Annotated in this window: 14 protein-coding genes; 6 read left to right on the top strand and 8 right to left on the bottom strand. The window is 48.3% G+C overall.

Going from position 1 to position 15,299, the window contains the following annotated elements:
• Window positions 1–7: 7 nt before the first annotated feature.
• A complete protein-coding gene (pgl, locus tag EOE67_RS12345; RefSeq protein ID WP_127699385.1) occupies window positions 8–697 on the bottom strand; it encodes a 6-phosphogluconolactonase in 690 nt (229 codons plus the stop codon).
• Between the two features lie 2 nt (window positions 698–699).
• Window positions 700–2,172 carry a glucose-6-phosphate dehydrogenase gene (gene zwf / locus EOE67_RS12340; protein WP_127699384.1) on the bottom strand — a complete coding sequence of 491 codons (1,473 nt, stop codon included), beginning with the start codon at window positions 2,170–2,172 and terminating at the stop codon, window positions 700–702.
• Between the two features lie 335 nt (window positions 2,173–2,507).
• On the opposite strand from zwf, the gene EOE67_RS12335 reads away from it, so the two are divergent.
• Together EOE67_RS12335 and pyk are read left to right on the top strand one after the other, a co-directional pair.
• Window positions 2,508–3,359: a MurR/RpiR family transcriptional regulator gene (locus EOE67_RS12335; protein WP_068065486.1), complete on the top strand. Its 852-nt coding sequence runs from the start codon at window positions 2,508–2,510 to the stop codon at window positions 3,357–3,359.
• Between the two features lie 162 nt (window positions 3,360–3,521).
• Window positions 3,522–4,958, top strand: a complete 1,437-nt coding sequence (gene pyk / locus EOE67_RS12330; RefSeq protein ID WP_127699383.1) for a pyruvate kinase — start codon at window positions 3,522–3,524, stop codon at window positions 4,956–4,958.
• A 76-nt stretch (window positions 4,959–5,034) separates the two neighbouring features.
• Here the strand turns inward: pyk and EOE67_RS12325 are convergent, their stop codons facing one another.
• Complete coding sequence (locus EOE67_RS12325; RefSeq protein WP_127699382.1) at window positions 5,035–5,985, bottom strand: DMT family transporter; 951 nt, start codon at window positions 5,983–5,985, stop codon at window positions 5,035–5,037.
• 293 nt (window positions 5,986–6,278) lie between these two features.
• On the opposite strand from EOE67_RS12325, the gene EOE67_RS12320 reads away from it, so the two are divergent.
• A complete protein-coding gene (locus tag EOE67_RS12320; protein WP_127699381.1) occupies window positions 6,279–7,289 on the top strand; it encodes an ATP-dependent 6-phosphofructokinase in 1,011 nt (336 codons plus the stop codon).
• A 59-nt stretch (window positions 7,290–7,348) separates the two neighbouring features.
• On the opposite strand, the gene EOE67_RS12315 is transcribed toward EOE67_RS12320, so the two are convergent.
• The 5 genes from EOE67_RS12315 to hinT all read right to left on the bottom strand — a co-directional run bounded on the left by EOE67_RS12315 (window position 7,349) and on the right by hinT (window position 10,871).
• Window positions 7,349–8,176, bottom strand: coding sequence for a LytR/AlgR family response regulator transcription factor (locus tag EOE67_RS12315; RefSeq protein ID WP_206099580.1), 828 nt, complete (start codon window positions 8,174–8,176; stop codon window positions 7,349–7,351).
• On the bottom strand, window positions 8,160–9,245 hold the full coding sequence (locus EOE67_RS12310; RefSeq protein ID WP_240652801.1) for a sensor histidine kinase: 1,086 nt from the start codon (window positions 9,243–9,245) through the stop codon (window positions 8,160–8,162). The genes EOE67_RS12315 and EOE67_RS12310 overlap by 17 nt, the downstream gene beginning before the upstream one ends.
• Before the next feature lie 167 nt (window positions 9,246–9,412).
• On the bottom strand, window positions 9,413–9,880 hold the full coding sequence (locus tag EOE67_RS12305; RefSeq protein WP_127699379.1) for an Mpo1 family 2-hydroxy fatty acid dioxygenase: 468 nt from the start codon (window positions 9,878–9,880) through the stop codon (window positions 9,413–9,415).
• A gap of 109 nt (window positions 9,881–9,989) precedes the next feature.
• Window positions 9,990–10,388 (bottom strand): acyl-CoA thioesterase, encoded by a 399-nt coding sequence (locus EOE67_RS12300; RefSeq protein WP_127699378.1) that lies wholly within the window; start codon window positions 10,386–10,388, stop codon window positions 9,990–9,992.
• A 132-nt stretch (window positions 10,389–10,520) separates the two neighbouring features.
• Window positions 10,521–10,871: a purine nucleoside phosphoramidase gene (gene hinT / locus EOE67_RS12295; RefSeq protein ID WP_127699377.1), complete on the bottom strand. Its 351-nt coding sequence runs from the start codon at window positions 10,869–10,871 to the stop codon at window positions 10,521–10,523.
• Window positions 10,872–10,940: 69 nt separating this feature from the next.
• On the opposite strand from hinT, the gene EOE67_RS12290 reads away from it, so the two are divergent.
• The 3 genes from EOE67_RS12290 (at window position 10,941) to EOE67_RS12280 (ending at window position 15,277) form a co-directional block, all read left to right on the top strand.
• The gene (locus EOE67_RS12290; RefSeq protein ID WP_127699416.1) at window positions 10,941–12,743 is read left to right on the top strand and encodes a M61 family metallopeptidase; all 1,803 of its coding nucleotides are present in this window, start codon (window positions 10,941–10,943) and stop codon (window positions 12,741–12,743) included.
• 236 nt (window positions 12,744–12,979) lie between these two features.
• Complete coding sequence (locus EOE67_RS12285; protein ID WP_127699376.1) at window positions 12,980–13,663, top strand: PEP-CTERM sorting domain-containing protein; 684 nt, start codon at window positions 12,980–12,982, stop codon at window positions 13,661–13,663.
• Window positions 13,664–13,762: 99 nt separating this feature from the next.
• Complete coding sequence (locus tag EOE67_RS12280; protein ID WP_127699375.1) at window positions 13,763–15,277, top strand: pectate lyase family protein; 1,515 nt, start codon at window positions 13,763–13,765, stop codon at window positions 15,275–15,277.
• Window positions 15,278–15,299: the final 22 nt, after the last annotated feature.

Raw genomic sequence — 15,299 nt, 5'->3', positions numbered from 1 at the left:
ATGACCTCTATTTGGCTGCGAACATCACCGCCAATTCTGGAACGGTGTGGTGTATAAATGCACGGATCGGCATCGCCAATTCGTCCTGACTGGCCTGCGCCTGTTCTAATACGGTCAGCTTGGAAGCGCCAACCAGATGTAAAAACAGCGCGCGGCTATTAAGTAATCGTTGTTTACTAAAGGAAATACGCTGATACGGCGCCGTGGTCGGATTCACCGCCAGTAAGTCCGGCGCCTCTAACGCCAGACCTTGTGAAATTTCCTTGCTGCATGGAAATAATGACGCAGTATGGCCATCTTCACCCATGCCTAAAATAACGGCATCAAAAGTTGGCAGGTTTTTTACCCGTTGCAGTAACTCCGGCACCGCTAATTCTGCGGTCGCTGTTGGCGCGTACAAACTAATAAAAGTTGCTGCGCCAGCTTGTTGCTGTAACAAACTGGCTTTGACCAGACGCTCGTTACTATCGGCTTCGCTATCTGGCAAAAACCGGTCATCCGCCAGGGTGATGGTAACTTTAGACCAATCTAAATCAGCTTGGTTTAACTTTAAAAACAAGCCCTGTGGCGTGCGGCCACCTGATACCACTAAATAAGCGGCACCACGTTTGGCAATGGCGTCCCTTAAAATGGCAATCAATCGATTGGCAAAATCCTGATTGAGTTCGTTGCTGTCGGCATATTGATGAAGTTGCATGGTTATTCGTCCCAGTTCCGGTCATCACGTGCTAATAGAGAAATAGCAGCAACCGGGCCCCAGGTACCCGCCTGATAAGATTTTGGCGGCTCGTTGTTGGCTTTCCAGGCGCCAAGAATACCGTCAACCCATTTCCAGGCCTGTTCGACTTCATCCCGACGGACGAATAGATATTGGTTACCCAACATCGCTTCTAACAACAACCGCTCATAAGCGTCAGCAATACGCTGCGATTTAAAGGTTTCATCAAAACTTAAATCGAGTTTGCTCTGCTGCAACTGCATGTTTTCGCCCAGACCAGGAATTTTATTCATGATCTGAATTTCCACGCCTTCATCTGGCTGTAACCGGATGATCAGTTTATTGGCAGGCAACTGTTTATAAGTTTCATGGAAAATATTGTGTGGTTGTGGCTTAAAGCAAATGACCACTTCCGACACTTTGTTTGGCATCCGCTTGCCTGTTCGCAGGTAAAACGGCACGCCAGCCCAGCGCCAGTTGTCGATATCGACTTTAATCGCGACAAAAGTTTCAGTTTTGCTGTTTGGCCGGGCGTCTTCTTCTTCCAGATAACCCGGAACTGACTTACCGCCAACAAAACCGGCGGCATATTGGCCACGCACAGTTTTTTCCTGCACGTTTTGCAGGTTGATTGGCCGCAGCGCTTTCAGGACTTTTAATTTTTCATCACGGATACTATCGGCATCAAGGCTGGCTGGTGGTTCCATCGCAATCAGCGACAACACTTGTAACAAGTGGTTTTGCACCATGTCGCGCATTTGGCCGGCGTCATCGTAATAACCCCAACGCCCTTCAACCCCAACTTCTTCTGCCACTGAGATCTGTACATGGTCAATCGCGTTGTGATCCCAGTTCGACGCAAAAATGGCATTGGCAAAGCGCAGCGCTAATAAGTTCAGCACTGTTTCTTTACCTAAGTAGTGGTCGATGCGGTAGATTTGCGATTCTTTGAAATATTTGGCGACTTCGTCGTTAATAACTTTCGACGATTCCAGACAATGGCCAATTGGTTTTTCTAAGACCACGCGTGACGGCAACACCGATAAACCTGCAGCGTCTAAGCCTTTACAGATATTGCCGAACAGTGAAGGCGCAGTCGCGAAGTAACTGACCGGAATACGGTTTTTGATGTCAGTGACATCAGTCAGCTTCAGATAATCCTGCTCTTTGGTTAAATCGATTTGGACATATTGCAGTTTGGTTTTAAGCCGCGCCAGCACATCGGCATCCAGCGGCTCTTTCACGAATTTTTGTAAGTTAGTTTCAACAACTTCGAGATAACCTTCCTGCGTCAGATCATCGCGGGCCACGCCGGTGATGCGGCTGTCGGCATGCAGTAAACCCGCCATTTCCAGCTGGTATAAGGCTGGCAGAAGTTTGCGGCGCGCTAAATCGCCTTTGGTGCCGAATAGAATGAGATCACAGGCTTTATTAGAATGTGCTGTTGCTGTCATGAAGCTGACCCTTGATTAGATGTAATTTTACAACACTTAGCCGCATACTAGCCGAGTGTTTGGCGGTTGTAAACCGGATAAGTTGTAATTAAATTACAACTTACTTAAAGTTTTGACGTTGCCTATATCTTAAGGCAGTCTTAACCATGTATCATGATTTTCGTCGTAACTTTATCACTTTTGTTGTTGCTACACTGGTCGGGTAACAAAATAAATTACCAAATGAATCACCGGCTACAGCTAAAGTTTCAACAGCAGCAGATCACTCTTTATAAGATTAATGAAGTGCCCGGCGCTACCACAGCGTACGTGCCAGACTAAGCAGGAACCATCGGATGAATGTGCTGGAAAAAATAGTTAATAGTGTCAATAGTTTCAGTAAATCGGAACGTAAAGTTGCTGATGTCATTCTGGCCAATCCACAAACCACGATCCATAGCAGTATTGCGGCGCTGGCGAAAATGGCGGATGTGTCTGAGCCAACCGTCAACCGGTTTTGTCGTCGCCTGGATACCAAAGGGTTTCCCGACTTTAAACTCCATCTGGCGCAAAGCCTGGCCAATGGTACCCCTTATGTAAACCGCCATGTCGAAGAAGATGATGGCCCCGAAGCTTACACTGCCAAAATTTTTGAATCGACGATGGCAGCTCTGGATGCGGCGCGCCAAAACGTTGATATCAATACCATTAATCGCGCTGTCGACGTGCTAACCCAGGCGAAGAAAATTTCGTTTTTTGGTTTAGGCGCTTCTGCTTCTGTGGCGCATGACGCGCAAAACAAATTTTTCCGCTTTAATGTACCTGTGGTGTGTTTTGACGACATCGTGATGCAGCGGATGAGCGCTATTAATAGTAGCGAAGGTGATGTGGTGGTCTGTATCAGCCATACCGGGCGCACCAAGAATCTCTGTGATATCGCCGCCATTGCCCGTGAAAACGACGCCACGGTGATTGGTGTTACCGCTTACGACAGCCCGCTGGCCAAAGAATGTACCTTAGTTTTGTCGCTGGATGTGCCGGAAGATACCGATATGTATATGCCAATGGCGTCCCGCGTGGCGCAGCTGGTATTGATTGATATTCTGGCGACTGGCTTTACTTTGCGTCGTGGTACCAAATTCCGTGAAAACCTGAAGAAAGTAAAAGACAGTTTACGTGGTTCAAGATTCGAGAAAAAAGACTTTTAAGCCCTGATTACCAGTTTAGACTGGTCAGAGCTGCTCAAAGCTGTAAGTTTTCTCCAATTTGTCGCTATATTCTGTAATTAAATTACATTACACTGCGTGCCATCACCGCCAGAACTACCCTGGCGGTCTATATTAAAAATATTCAACAGGCAGGAGCAGCACATGCCAAGAAGAACGAAAATAGTTGCCACCCTAGGCCCGGCAACCAATACCCAGGCCGCGATTGAAAAATTGATCCTGGCTGGTGCCACCGTCTTTCGCTTTAACTTCTCTCACGGCAGTGCTCAGGACCATATCGAGCGCGCCACCATGGTTCGTGCCGCTGCTGCAGCGACCAACGCCCACGTTGCTATCTTAGGTGACTTACAAGGGCCAAAAATCCGTGTTTCGACCTTCGTGAATAACAGTGTTGAGCTGATTGAAGGCCAGGATTTTGTGCTGGACGCCGAGCTTGCCAAAGGTTTAGGTGATGAAACTCAAGTTGGTATCGATTACAAAGAACTGCCGGGTGATGTAAAACCAGCAGACGTCCTGTTATTAGATGACGGCCGGATCCAGCTGATTGTTGACTCCGTTGCAGGTAACCGCATTCTGACCAAAGTATCGGTCGCAGGTAAGTTATCAAATAATAAAGGCATTAACCGGTTAGGCGGTGGTTTGTCAGCACCGGCTTTAACCGACAAAGACCGCGCCGATATCGCCCTTGCTGCCAAAATTGATGTGGATTATCTGGCTGTATCTTTCCCACGCACTGGTGATGATTTACGTTTAGCGCGTAATCTGGCCCGTGAAGCTGGTTCTGAAGCGTTAATTGTCTCTAAAGTAGAACGCGCCGAAGCTGTTGCTGATGATGCAACTTTAGATGACATTATCCGGGCTTCAGATGCAGTGATGGTGGCCCGTGGTGATTTAGGCGTCGAAATTGGTGATGCTGAATTAGTAGGCCAGCAAAAACGTATTATCGCCCGCTCCCGTCAGCTGAACCGCGTGGTCATTACCGCCACGCAGATGATGGAATCGATGATTGAAAGCCCGATGCCAACCCGCGCTGAAGTGATGGACGTGGCCAACGCCGTGCTGGATGGTACTGACGCGGTGATGCTGTCGGCAGAAACTGCTGCCGGTAAATATCCGACTGAAACCGTCAAAGCGATGGTCCGGGTTTGTGATGGTGCTGAGAAACATCCAAAAGTGTTGTCTTCCAAACACCGTATGGATGTCACTTTCACGGAGATCAGCGAAACCATCGCGTTATCTGCGATGTACGCGGCGAATCATTTAGATGGTATTAAAGCCATTATCGCGCTGACCGAATCTGGTTACACTGCCAAACTGATGTCACGGATCACGTCATCTCACGCCATTTATGCCCTGTCACGTCATGTCAAAACGCTGAATAAAATGGCGTTGTACCGTGGTGTGTACCCGGTGTTTTTTGATAGCCATGGTATCAGCAATGATCACCTGGCCGATGAAGCCGTTGCGGCAGTTAAAAAAGCTGCTGGCTTACATACCGGTGATTTGGTCATTCTGACGCATGGCGATGTGATGGAAACCGTTGGTGCTTCAAATACTTGTAAAATTGTGACCGTTAAATAATCACAGCTTTTCAGCGAAGCTGGTTATTCACGGATAAAAAATGCCATCAATTGATGGCATTTTTTTTAAGCAATTGTCAGGCAACAGTTCGGTTATCCAACCGCCACTGCTTTAACACCGGCGCCAGTGCCGTTACGGCCGAACCAATCACCACCAGCACAGCACCAAAAATAGACCAGCCATTTAAGCTTTGTGCTGCGGGTGCAGCGGGCCACATCCAGGACGCCAGATTGGCAAACAAAATGGTGAGTAGTGGCGTGATCGCGAGCACTGCGCTGACTTTTGACGCCTCCCAATGCTCCAACGCTTCGGCAAAAGCGCCATAAGCAACGATGGTATTGAGGCAACAAAACAGTAATAACCCCCATTGCAACATCGATAATTGTGTAACTGGCACCAGTTCAATAAACGGCATAAAACACAAAGCGCCAGCAACGTAAATAAACCACATAATTTGCTGCGAGTTAAAATGCATCAGCAACTGTTTTTGTGCCAAAGCATAAGCAGCCCAGGTGACTGCGGCGATAATCACCAGTAACACGCCCATGCTGTCGTGTCCCATTTGGGTCAGCAGCAGAAATAGCCGATCGTTGAAAAACAACAATAGTCCCAGCACTAAAGTCGCAGCACCAATTTTTTGCCATAGTAGCAGCCGTTCCCGGAAGATAAAAATACCGCCTAACATCATTAAAAATGGTGCCAGCTGGATCACAACCTGCGCTGTTTCGGCACTGAGTAAATCTAAACCCAGCAGATAGAGGATGTAATTTGACAACAAACCCGCCACCGCAATCAGCAATAACCAGCGCGCTTTGCCCTTGATATCACGAAGTGTCGGTAATGCCTGATGATGGATCAACACCGCGGTGACGAATAACGCCGCTGCCAGAAAACGCACCCAGGTAATAGTGTTGGCGGACAATTCAACCAGCAGTACTTTTAATGCAATAGGTAACATGCCCCATAATACTGCGGTGGTTAATGCCAGAATAAAACCAGTCAGACTTTTGCCGGACGCTTGGTGCATAATGAATTTCCGTTGAAAAAAGAGGAACTTTGAAGGCGCGCTATTTTCGCTGTTTTTCGCCTTGCTGTCGCCGGATTTCGTGTGATTTTGATGGCTATTGGTCGTATCCGGATATATCAGTTTTTTTGCCTTACTTTTTTATATTCTTTGCGTTGCATCAATAACATATAGCTGACAAATACCGATACTAGAACCCGGCATCAACTGCGAAACTTCCGCCCTCAGTGCGACATCGCATAGAAGTCAGAACATCGCTTTATACATACTGTCCATTTCTAACAAAGGATCATCTTATGAGCCAGCCTATCCGAAAAATTGGCCTGTTAACTTCAGGTGGTGACGCGCCTGGGATGAATGCAGTAATCCGCGCGGTGGTCATGACCGCAGCAGTCCAAGGTATTGAAGTGATTGGCTTTTCGCATGGTTTTAATGGCATTTTCAGCAATGAATTCCAACAGCTGCATCGCGCACAAGTGCTGCATATTATCCAGCAAGGTGGCACCATCCTTAAAAGTGCGCGTTGTAAACAGTTGGAGCAACCCAATGGACCGGCACAAGCCGCAGAATTGCTGCATAAAAATGGCATTGAGGCGCTTATTGTGATCGGCGGCGACGGTAGTTTTCGTGGCTGTCAGGCGATAGCGCCATTTTACCAAGGCCAGATTGTCGGTATCCCTGGCACTATCGACAATGACGTCGACGGCACGGATTTTACCATTGGCTTTGCCACAGCATTAGATACCGCATTGGATGCCATCGATAAAATCCGCGACACCGCCGATGCCTTTGAGCGGATATTTCTGATTGAAGTGATGGGACGCCATACCGGCTATCTGGCGCTGGCGGCCGGTATTGCCAGCGGCGCCGAGCAAATTATTTGCCCGGAATATGGTGATGTGGATGTTGTCGATTTACAACGGGATATCCAACAGCTGCAACAACAGTTTGGCCGGAGCAGCTACATTATTGTGATTGCTGAAACTATGTATCCTGCTGGCGCGACAGCCTTGGCAGCGGAGCTGACAAAAGCCACAAGCATTGAATGTCGTGCTTGTGTGTTAGGACATTTGCAACGTGGCGGCAGCCCGGTTGGCTCAGATCGTATTCTCGCGACTAAACTTGGCGCCTATGCGGTGGAGCAATTATTACTCGGCAATGCGCATCTGATGATGGCCGGTGAACAAGGGGGTCAGGCAGTGTTGTTTCCGTTGAGTTTAACCGGCGATAAGAAAAAGCAGACAGATAGATACTTACTTGATTGGCAAGAACGCATGTTGCAGGACAGTAGTCCGCGAAAAGTTTGAAGTTTGTCAGAACCCAGAACTCAGAAAAAATTCTGAGTTCTGGGTATAAAGCAGTAAATTTAAGAACTAAACACCGTTTTAACGCGGTCTTTATAGCTGCGGCTAACCTTCACTGCCTGGCCATTGGTTAACATCAGCTGATGTTCGCCGTTGGGTAACATTTGCAGCTTGGCAATGGTATTCACATTGACGATGGCCGAACGATGCACCCGCACGAACAAGCGTGGGTCCAGCTCTTGTTCCAGTTCTTTCATAGTACGGCGCAGAATATGAGTTTGACCATCGCTAGTGTGGATACACATATAGTCACCGGCGGCGTCGACCCAATCAATGCTGCCAACCGGCACCCGGGTAATTTCACCACTGTCTTTGATACTGATCGCATCAGGGAAACGGTCGTTCATCACTGGCTCTTCCTGATCCAGTCGTTGCAGAATATTGCCAGCGGCTTCGCCCGTCAGTTTCGCGACTGCTTCCGCCAATTGGCCTTTATGACGATGGTCGTCTTCGGCTTCAAAGGCTTTTAATAATTTAAATACTGCGGCGCGCAAACGCTCGGTTTCAACCGGTTTTAACACATAATCGACAGCGTTGACGTCAAATGCATTTAAAGCGTATTGATCAAAAGCTGTGACAAAAATAATGTAAGGCAGTTTGACCTGTTGCTGTTGCAGTGTTTTTAGCACGGCAAAACCATCCAGCACCGGCATTTCGACATCCAGGAACACCACGTCAGGTGACAGCTCTTTCACCGCGCTAATGGCTTCGGCACCATTGCTGCATTCGCCAACCACCTGCAACTCAGGAAATGCCGCCAGTCGCATCAGCATACCCTTGCGTGCTAATGGTTCGTCATCCACTACTACAACTTTAAGCAAGTTCTTCATCGTTCAGTTCCACCTCAAACGGGATCCGGATATTCACTTTTACGCCTTGCGGCTGATTATGAGTCAGCACTAACGAAAAGTCTTTGTCATAAAGTGCTGCTAAGCGCTCGCGGGTATTGACCAGGCCAACACCGCCGCTGTCTTTGGGTAAACCATCGTCGATTGGCATGCCAGGGCCATTGTCGGCGACTTCAATCAACAAATCGTGGCCAAATTTTCGAGCCTTGATGCTGATGGTGCCACCGGCGGTTTGGGTCGCAACCGCGTATTTGATGGCATTTTCTACTAAAGGTTGCAAAATCAGGCTTGGCACTAACGCCAGTTCAGTATTCGTTGCGACATCAAGTTCAATGGTTAAGCGTTCGGTAAACCGGACTTTTTCAATTTCCAGATACAAATTCGCCGCATAAATTTCCTGCTGCAACGGTACTTTTTTAATCGGGTCTTTATACAGAGAATACCGCAGAAAATCGCTAAGGCGGCTCAGCATCTTATTTGCAGTATCGGCTTCGTTAATCAGCACTAGCGTTGATATGGCGTTGAGGGTATTAAATAAAAAGTGCGGATTGAGCTGATAACGCAACATTTTTAGTTGCGCTTCATGGGCTTTGTTCGACGCAGTCAGCGATTTTTGTTTTTCCTGCTGTAAGGTCTGGTAATAGCGAATACCAAAATAGAGGCCGCTCCAGCTCAGGATCACGTAAAAACCAACGGAAGTTTGTTTGAAGTATTGGATCCATTCATCTGGCCGGTAGCCATGGCGATAAATTTCCCAATAATTGAAATTTTTGATCACGGTCCAGACGCAAGCGACAATAAAAGCCACCAGCATAATCGACAGGATCATCTGCCACGGACTCCAGCTCCAGATCCGCTGAAATAAATAGCGCAGTGGAATGGACAACAACCAGCCGGCATATGCGTCCAGCGCCACCACAAACAAGTAGGCTTCACGCATTTCCTGGAACAACGACCCCAGGTAGCCAACCACAGCAAAACCCATCCAACCTAAGGTATGCAGGATCCAGAACTGGCGGTTGCGGTCTTCAAAAATTCTTTGCAAGGACACTTCTCGTTAAAAACTGCGGCTGAACACGCAGCGATTATACCAAAGAACCGCTTTCGCCCTGCAGCGTTAAACTCAGTGACCTCACCGTTAGTCGCAACTATTGCCGTCAATTCAGGCGATAACTGCGGCCGGCAATACGGTTGCGACCTCATTGCTTGGTGGGTTTATTAGTACCGGATGCCAAATCGACGCAGGATAAAACCTAAAATCCAGGCCGGTCCAATCAGCAGGAACTGTAAATCTTTAAAAAATGACGGTTTTTTGCCTTCGATATGATGGCCAACAAACTGCAACACCCACATCAGAATAAACAACAACAATGACGCCAGCCACACATCCATGCTCACCGCCGATTCAAACCAGCGTAAAAACAACACCACAAAAGCGCTGTAAATCGTCATGCCGATACCAATGACAAAGGATAAACTGAAATAAAAACCTAACACCGGCAAACACAACAATAATGGCCAGTTAATTTGCTGTGCGGCAAAACCGCTGAATGGCATCGGGATTTGCCATAACAAGCCGAACACCGTTAAATAAATCAGCGGTACCGCTAAAAAGTGGATTTTTTTGTTGGTCGGATTTTGGTGACTGACTGCGTATTCAGCAAACCATTGTTCAATTGTTTTCATAGGGATAGCTCTAGTTGGCTTTTAATGGTTAGACCACTGTAACGCCCCGCCACAAAAACTACAACTTTACCCTGCATCCTTGAAGCTGCAGGGTTGTTTGTAGAGGCTTTTAGCCTAATACCGGTGTTGGTTTGCGATCTGGCCCCAGTGCTACGAAAGTAAAAGTGCCGGAAATCGCTTTGTGCTGATCGTCGTTATACATATCCTCAACAAAAATATCGACCAGCACCCGGATACTGGTGCGGCCGACATGTTCAATTCGTGCCACCAGTTCAACGATGGTGCCGGCTGGGATCGATTCTTTAAAATCAACCCGGTCCGATGACACAGTCACCAATGGTTTGCGGCAAAACCGGGTTGCGGCGATAAATGCCGCTTCATCCATCCAGGCCAGCGCTTCACCACCAAACAGGGTGTTGTGATGATTGGTGCGTCCCGGAAATACCGTTTTGGTGACCCGGGTCACGGCATATTCGGTGCGGATCGCAACTAAAGCTTCATGGGTCATAACGGACTCCTGTGGCGCAAAAGGCGCGGATTTTAGTGGGCTTAGCGACAAAAGCCAATCAAATCAGCTGCATTGATTGCGAATATTTTTCGCGACGTCAAAAACGTCTAAATAAATGTGACGCCGTCGAAGTTAACGTGCCAGCATCGCGCCCAATGGCTGACCACCGACCAAATGCATATGAATATGATACACCTCTTGCCCGCCGTGGCGATTACAGTTGACGATCAATCGATAACCATCGTCGCTGATCCCCTCTTTCGCTGCCAGTTTGCGCGCCACCGTAAACATTCGGCCAAGCGCCATTTCATGCTGCGGTTCAACATCATTGACGGTTGGGATCAACACATTTGGCACAATCAGAATATGGGTGGGTGTGCGCGGGTGAATATCGCGAAAAGCGGTGACCAGTTCGTCCTGATACAACAATTCAGTAGGAATTTCCTGGCGGATAATTTTTGAAAAAATGGTTTCTTCGGCCATAACAAGGTCCTTTTAATCAAATACTTTGAGTATATACTGACGTTTTTCAGATAACGCCGAGTATAAGTGATGCAACAAGTTGCTTTCCAGCTTTGGATTGAGGATTTAACCGCCCATTTGGTTGGGGTTCAACTGGATTTTCTGCCGCCCGGTGCTGATTTGTCCGGCAACCATCAGCCTATCACATTGCAACTTCCGGCGTGGATCCCCGGCAGTTATCTGATCAGAAACTTTGCAAGGCATCTCGCCGCATTAAACGCCCATGATCAGCATGGTGAATTAACTGTCACCGCCATCGATAAACATAGCTGGCATGTGCAAAACCGCGGCAAACCCATCACCGTCCGCTATCACGTTTATGCCTTTGATTTGTCAGTGCGGGCCTGTTACGTCAACGACCAGGTGGCGGTGCTGAATCCTGCTGCTTGTTGCCTCAGCGTCCAGGGTCTGGAACATGTGCCGCAGCGTGTCACCGTGCGGCCGGTTAGCGCCAAACCACAATGGCAACTGGCGACCGGTCTACAACGGCTGGATAATACCGCCCTGCTTGGTTTTGGTGATTATCGGGCCAACGACTACCAGCAACTGATTGACAGCCCGCTATTAATGGGTGAATTAGCCCATCGCAGCTTCGAAGTTGTAGGCATTACCCATCATCTGGTATTTGCTGGTGCAGTGCTTGCCGATTTAGCGAGGATTGAACGGGATTTGCTGCCGATTTGCCAGCAACAGGCGGCCGTGTTTGGCGGATTGCCGGCTGATTTAAACGAATATTGGTTTTTAAACTGGATTGTTGACAACGGGTACGGCGGGCTGGAGCATCACAATTCAACTTTGTTGTTATGTAATCGTTATGACTTGCCCAATCCACAACTGCCGACAGAACTGACCGAAGATTATCAAAATTATCTGGCGCTTTGCAGCCACGAGTATTTTCATACCTGGTGGGTAAAACGCGCCAAGCCTGCGACCTTCCTGAATTATCAGTTGGACGCAGAGCAATACACCAGCCAGCTATGGTTGTACGAAGGTTTCACCTCATATTACGACGATTTAGCGCTACTGCGCGCTGGTTTAATTCAACTGCCGCAATACCTGACCACCCTCAGTAAAACCATCAGCCGGGTCAATCGGGCGCCGAGTAATTCCAGGCAAAGTCTAGCCGATAGTAGCTTCACCGCCTGGACCAAGTTTTACCAGCAAGATGAAAATGCCATCAATTCAGTGGTTAGTTATTACGGCAAAGGCAGTTTAGTGGCGCTCTGTTTGGATGCGCAGTTGCGAGCAGCCGATTTATCGCTGGACGGGCTGATGCGACAATGTTGGCAGCAGTTTGGCGTGAGTGGTTTAGGCAGTGACGAGCATGAGTTTTTCGATCAACTACGCCATTACAGTCAAAACGACGAACTGGTCCAGCAATGTAAAGATTGGGTGCATGGCACTGAGCCGCTGCCACTTGAAGCCTCGCTTTTGATCTTAGGCATTACTTTACAGTGGCGCGCCGCTGAATCGAATAAAGATCTGTCCGGCCCTGCGCAAGCGTTACAAGCGGTGCGTGATTTTGGCGCTTTATATCAAGCCAATAACGAAGGATTGACGATTAGCGCTGTGCCACTTGGCTCAGCAGCTTATCAGGCTGGTTTGATGGTGGGAGATGTGCTGATTGCCATCGGCGGTTTGAAAGCGACTGAGCAAAACTTCCAGCAATTGCTGCAACGGTTACCGCTTGGTGAAAGCTTACAGCTCCATTTTTTTCGCCAACAACGGCTGCTAACTACCAGTTTGCAACTACAGGCCGCACCAGAATTGATTGCCTGGTTGCAAGCAGCTGAAGAAACCCCGCAACAACAGCTTTGGTTGGCGACGCTTTAGTTTAAAAGTCACCAGCACGCAGCTTGCCCTCATCAAGAGAAATGAGTGTAAAAATGTCTCTCGGTGGCATTTCAATATTCGTATATTTATCAATCAGATATGTTGTTCAGAATATTTCAAAACCACTATCTGCATTTTGTTCCAGATATGAAGTAGCACGCGGCAGCTTGTTGGGTCAGATTCTATCGGTAAGCGCAACATTGGCGCTTTTTTCAACAACAACCGATGGAGTCATTATGAATAACCAACCAAGGAATATTGGCCAGCGACTAAAAGTTACGGCCTTAAGCTTGCTGCTGAGTATCAGTAGTTTTGCTGCAGTTGCAGCACCGATTGAACTGGATTTTGAAGGTGCCGGCAACGAAAGTCAGTTATTGGATTTTTATAATCTGGGTACCGATAGTCAAGGCAACAGTGGCGATAACCATGGTGTTGGTTTTAGTAGCAGCGCCCTCGCCTTGATTGCTACCGCCGACGGCAGCAGTGGCTTCAGCAATGTGCCATCTGGTGCTACGGTGCTGTTTTTTGATAGTTCCACCGCTTGGTTAAATATCGCAGCTGGTTTTAGCGGTGGCTTTTCGTTGTATTTCAGCTCGGCGCTGGACGCCATAATTAACCTGTATGACGGCGAAAATGGCAGTGGCAATCTGGTCGCCAGCTTTAATATCAGCAATCAGTTTGACCGTGATTGTGCCGGCGATTCGCTGTTTTGTAGTTGGAGCCTGGCGAGCGTGCTGTTCGAAGGGACTGCCCGCTCCATTGATTTTTCTGCAGCCAGCCAATGGGCAGCTTTTGACAATCTGACTTTGGGCCTCGCCGCCGTTGATGAAGTCCCAAGCCCTGCCCCGGCTGCGTTGTTTGCAATGCTGCTGATCGCTTGGCGTATCCAGGTAAGGCACCTGCAACGTTCTCCCCGTTAACTGCCTGCGATGGTTCGCCGTCAAAAGCTGTTTTCGGTGCAATTCGTGACAAGTTGATATTCAAAAATAAATAACTATAAATCAACAGGATAAAAGACGATGAAATCGAAATTATTAATCTCCAGCACCTTATGTGCGCTTAGTTTTAGTTCCCTCGCGGCAGATAATCTTGCCATCACCGGCCCTGGTGCCGGATCTGACGGCACCAGTAAAGGTGCTGGCAGCAGTTATGGTTTTGTCAAAGACGCCAATCTCGCGACCTTCTGGCAACCAGCTGGCGCCAGCAATGAGCGGGTTTCGGTAAAATGGAGCAGCGCAATTGCTTTTAACCAAGTGATCTTGCGTGAAGATGGCAATGAAGTGACGAGCTGGCGTTTGGTCAATCATGACAACGGTACTGTGCTCGCAGCTGGCAGCAGCATTGGCCCAGCGCTTAAAGTGAACCTCGGTGAAGTCAGCATGAAAAAGCTGAACTTACTGATCATCACCGCCAATAACGCACCAAAAATTGCCGAATTTGAAGTGTATCAAAGCACCGATACTGAAGAACCAGATCCAGTGGACCCGGAACCACCGATTGATCCGGATCCAGAACCGGGCCCAATCACACCCCCCATCGGTAATCCGGGCGCTACCGGCAAACCAGTTTGGGGCGCTTTTAATGCTTGCGCCAGCAGCCCACAAGGTTTTGCCAGTTTACAAAACGGCACCACCGGCGGCCTGGGTTTACGTTCAACCCGTGTAACCGTTACTACCGGCGCACAGCTGGTTGCTGCGCTTAAAAACAAAGATCCAAACCGGCCGTTAACGGTGCGCGTCAATGGCACGTTAACCATCGCCAACTCTGGTGGCGCCAGCAAGTTTGAAGTCAAAGATCTGCGCGATGTCAGCATTATTGGCGTTGGCAATACCGCGTTGTTAGATGGCATCGGCATTAAAATCTTCCGCGCCGACAATGTGATTATCCGCAACTTAAAAATCCGCAATGTCGACACCGGTGACAAAGACGGTATCACTATCGAAGGTCCGGCTCGCAATATCTGGATTGACCACAACGAAATTTCCAACCGGTTGGATGTCGATAAAGACCATTTTGATGAACTGGTCAGCGGCAAAAAAGATATCGATAACGTGACTTTGTCATTTAACTATTTGCATACCAGCTGGAAAACTTCATTGTGGGGCTCCAGTGATACCGACGATTATCAGCGCCGGGTGACTTTCCATCACAACTATTTTGAAAATGTGAACTCACGGCTGCCGTTGTTCCGGTTTGGCCAAAGCCACATCTACAACAACTACTACCGCAATATGCTGGAAACCGGCATTAATCCGCGGATGGGCGCCATTATCCGTATCGAAAACAATTTGTTTGAGCAAGTGACCAATCCGGTAGTGTCATTTTACTCAGCAGCATTGGGTTATTGGGATACGCGGGATAATGCATTGGTTGATGCAAACTGGGTTGAAAGTCCGGCCGACGGCGTGATCGCTGGTGCCGACATGTTGTCTACAGGCGTTTTAAACCTGCCGTATGACTACAAAATAGTGCCCACGAGTGATGTGAAAAACTTTGTACTGGCAAACGCCGGTGTCGGGAAATGTCCGTTTTAATCTTATCCTTGGTCTTTGATGA

The organism is Rheinheimera riviphila (assembly GCF_004005945.1).
GTDB classification, from domain to species: Bacteria; Pseudomonadota; Gammaproteobacteria; order Enterobacterales; family Alteromonadaceae; genus Pararheinheimera; species Pararheinheimera riviphila.
The sequence above is the reverse complement of the archived record's forward strand: the minus strand, read 5'-3'. Positions and strand labels throughout refer to the sequence as shown.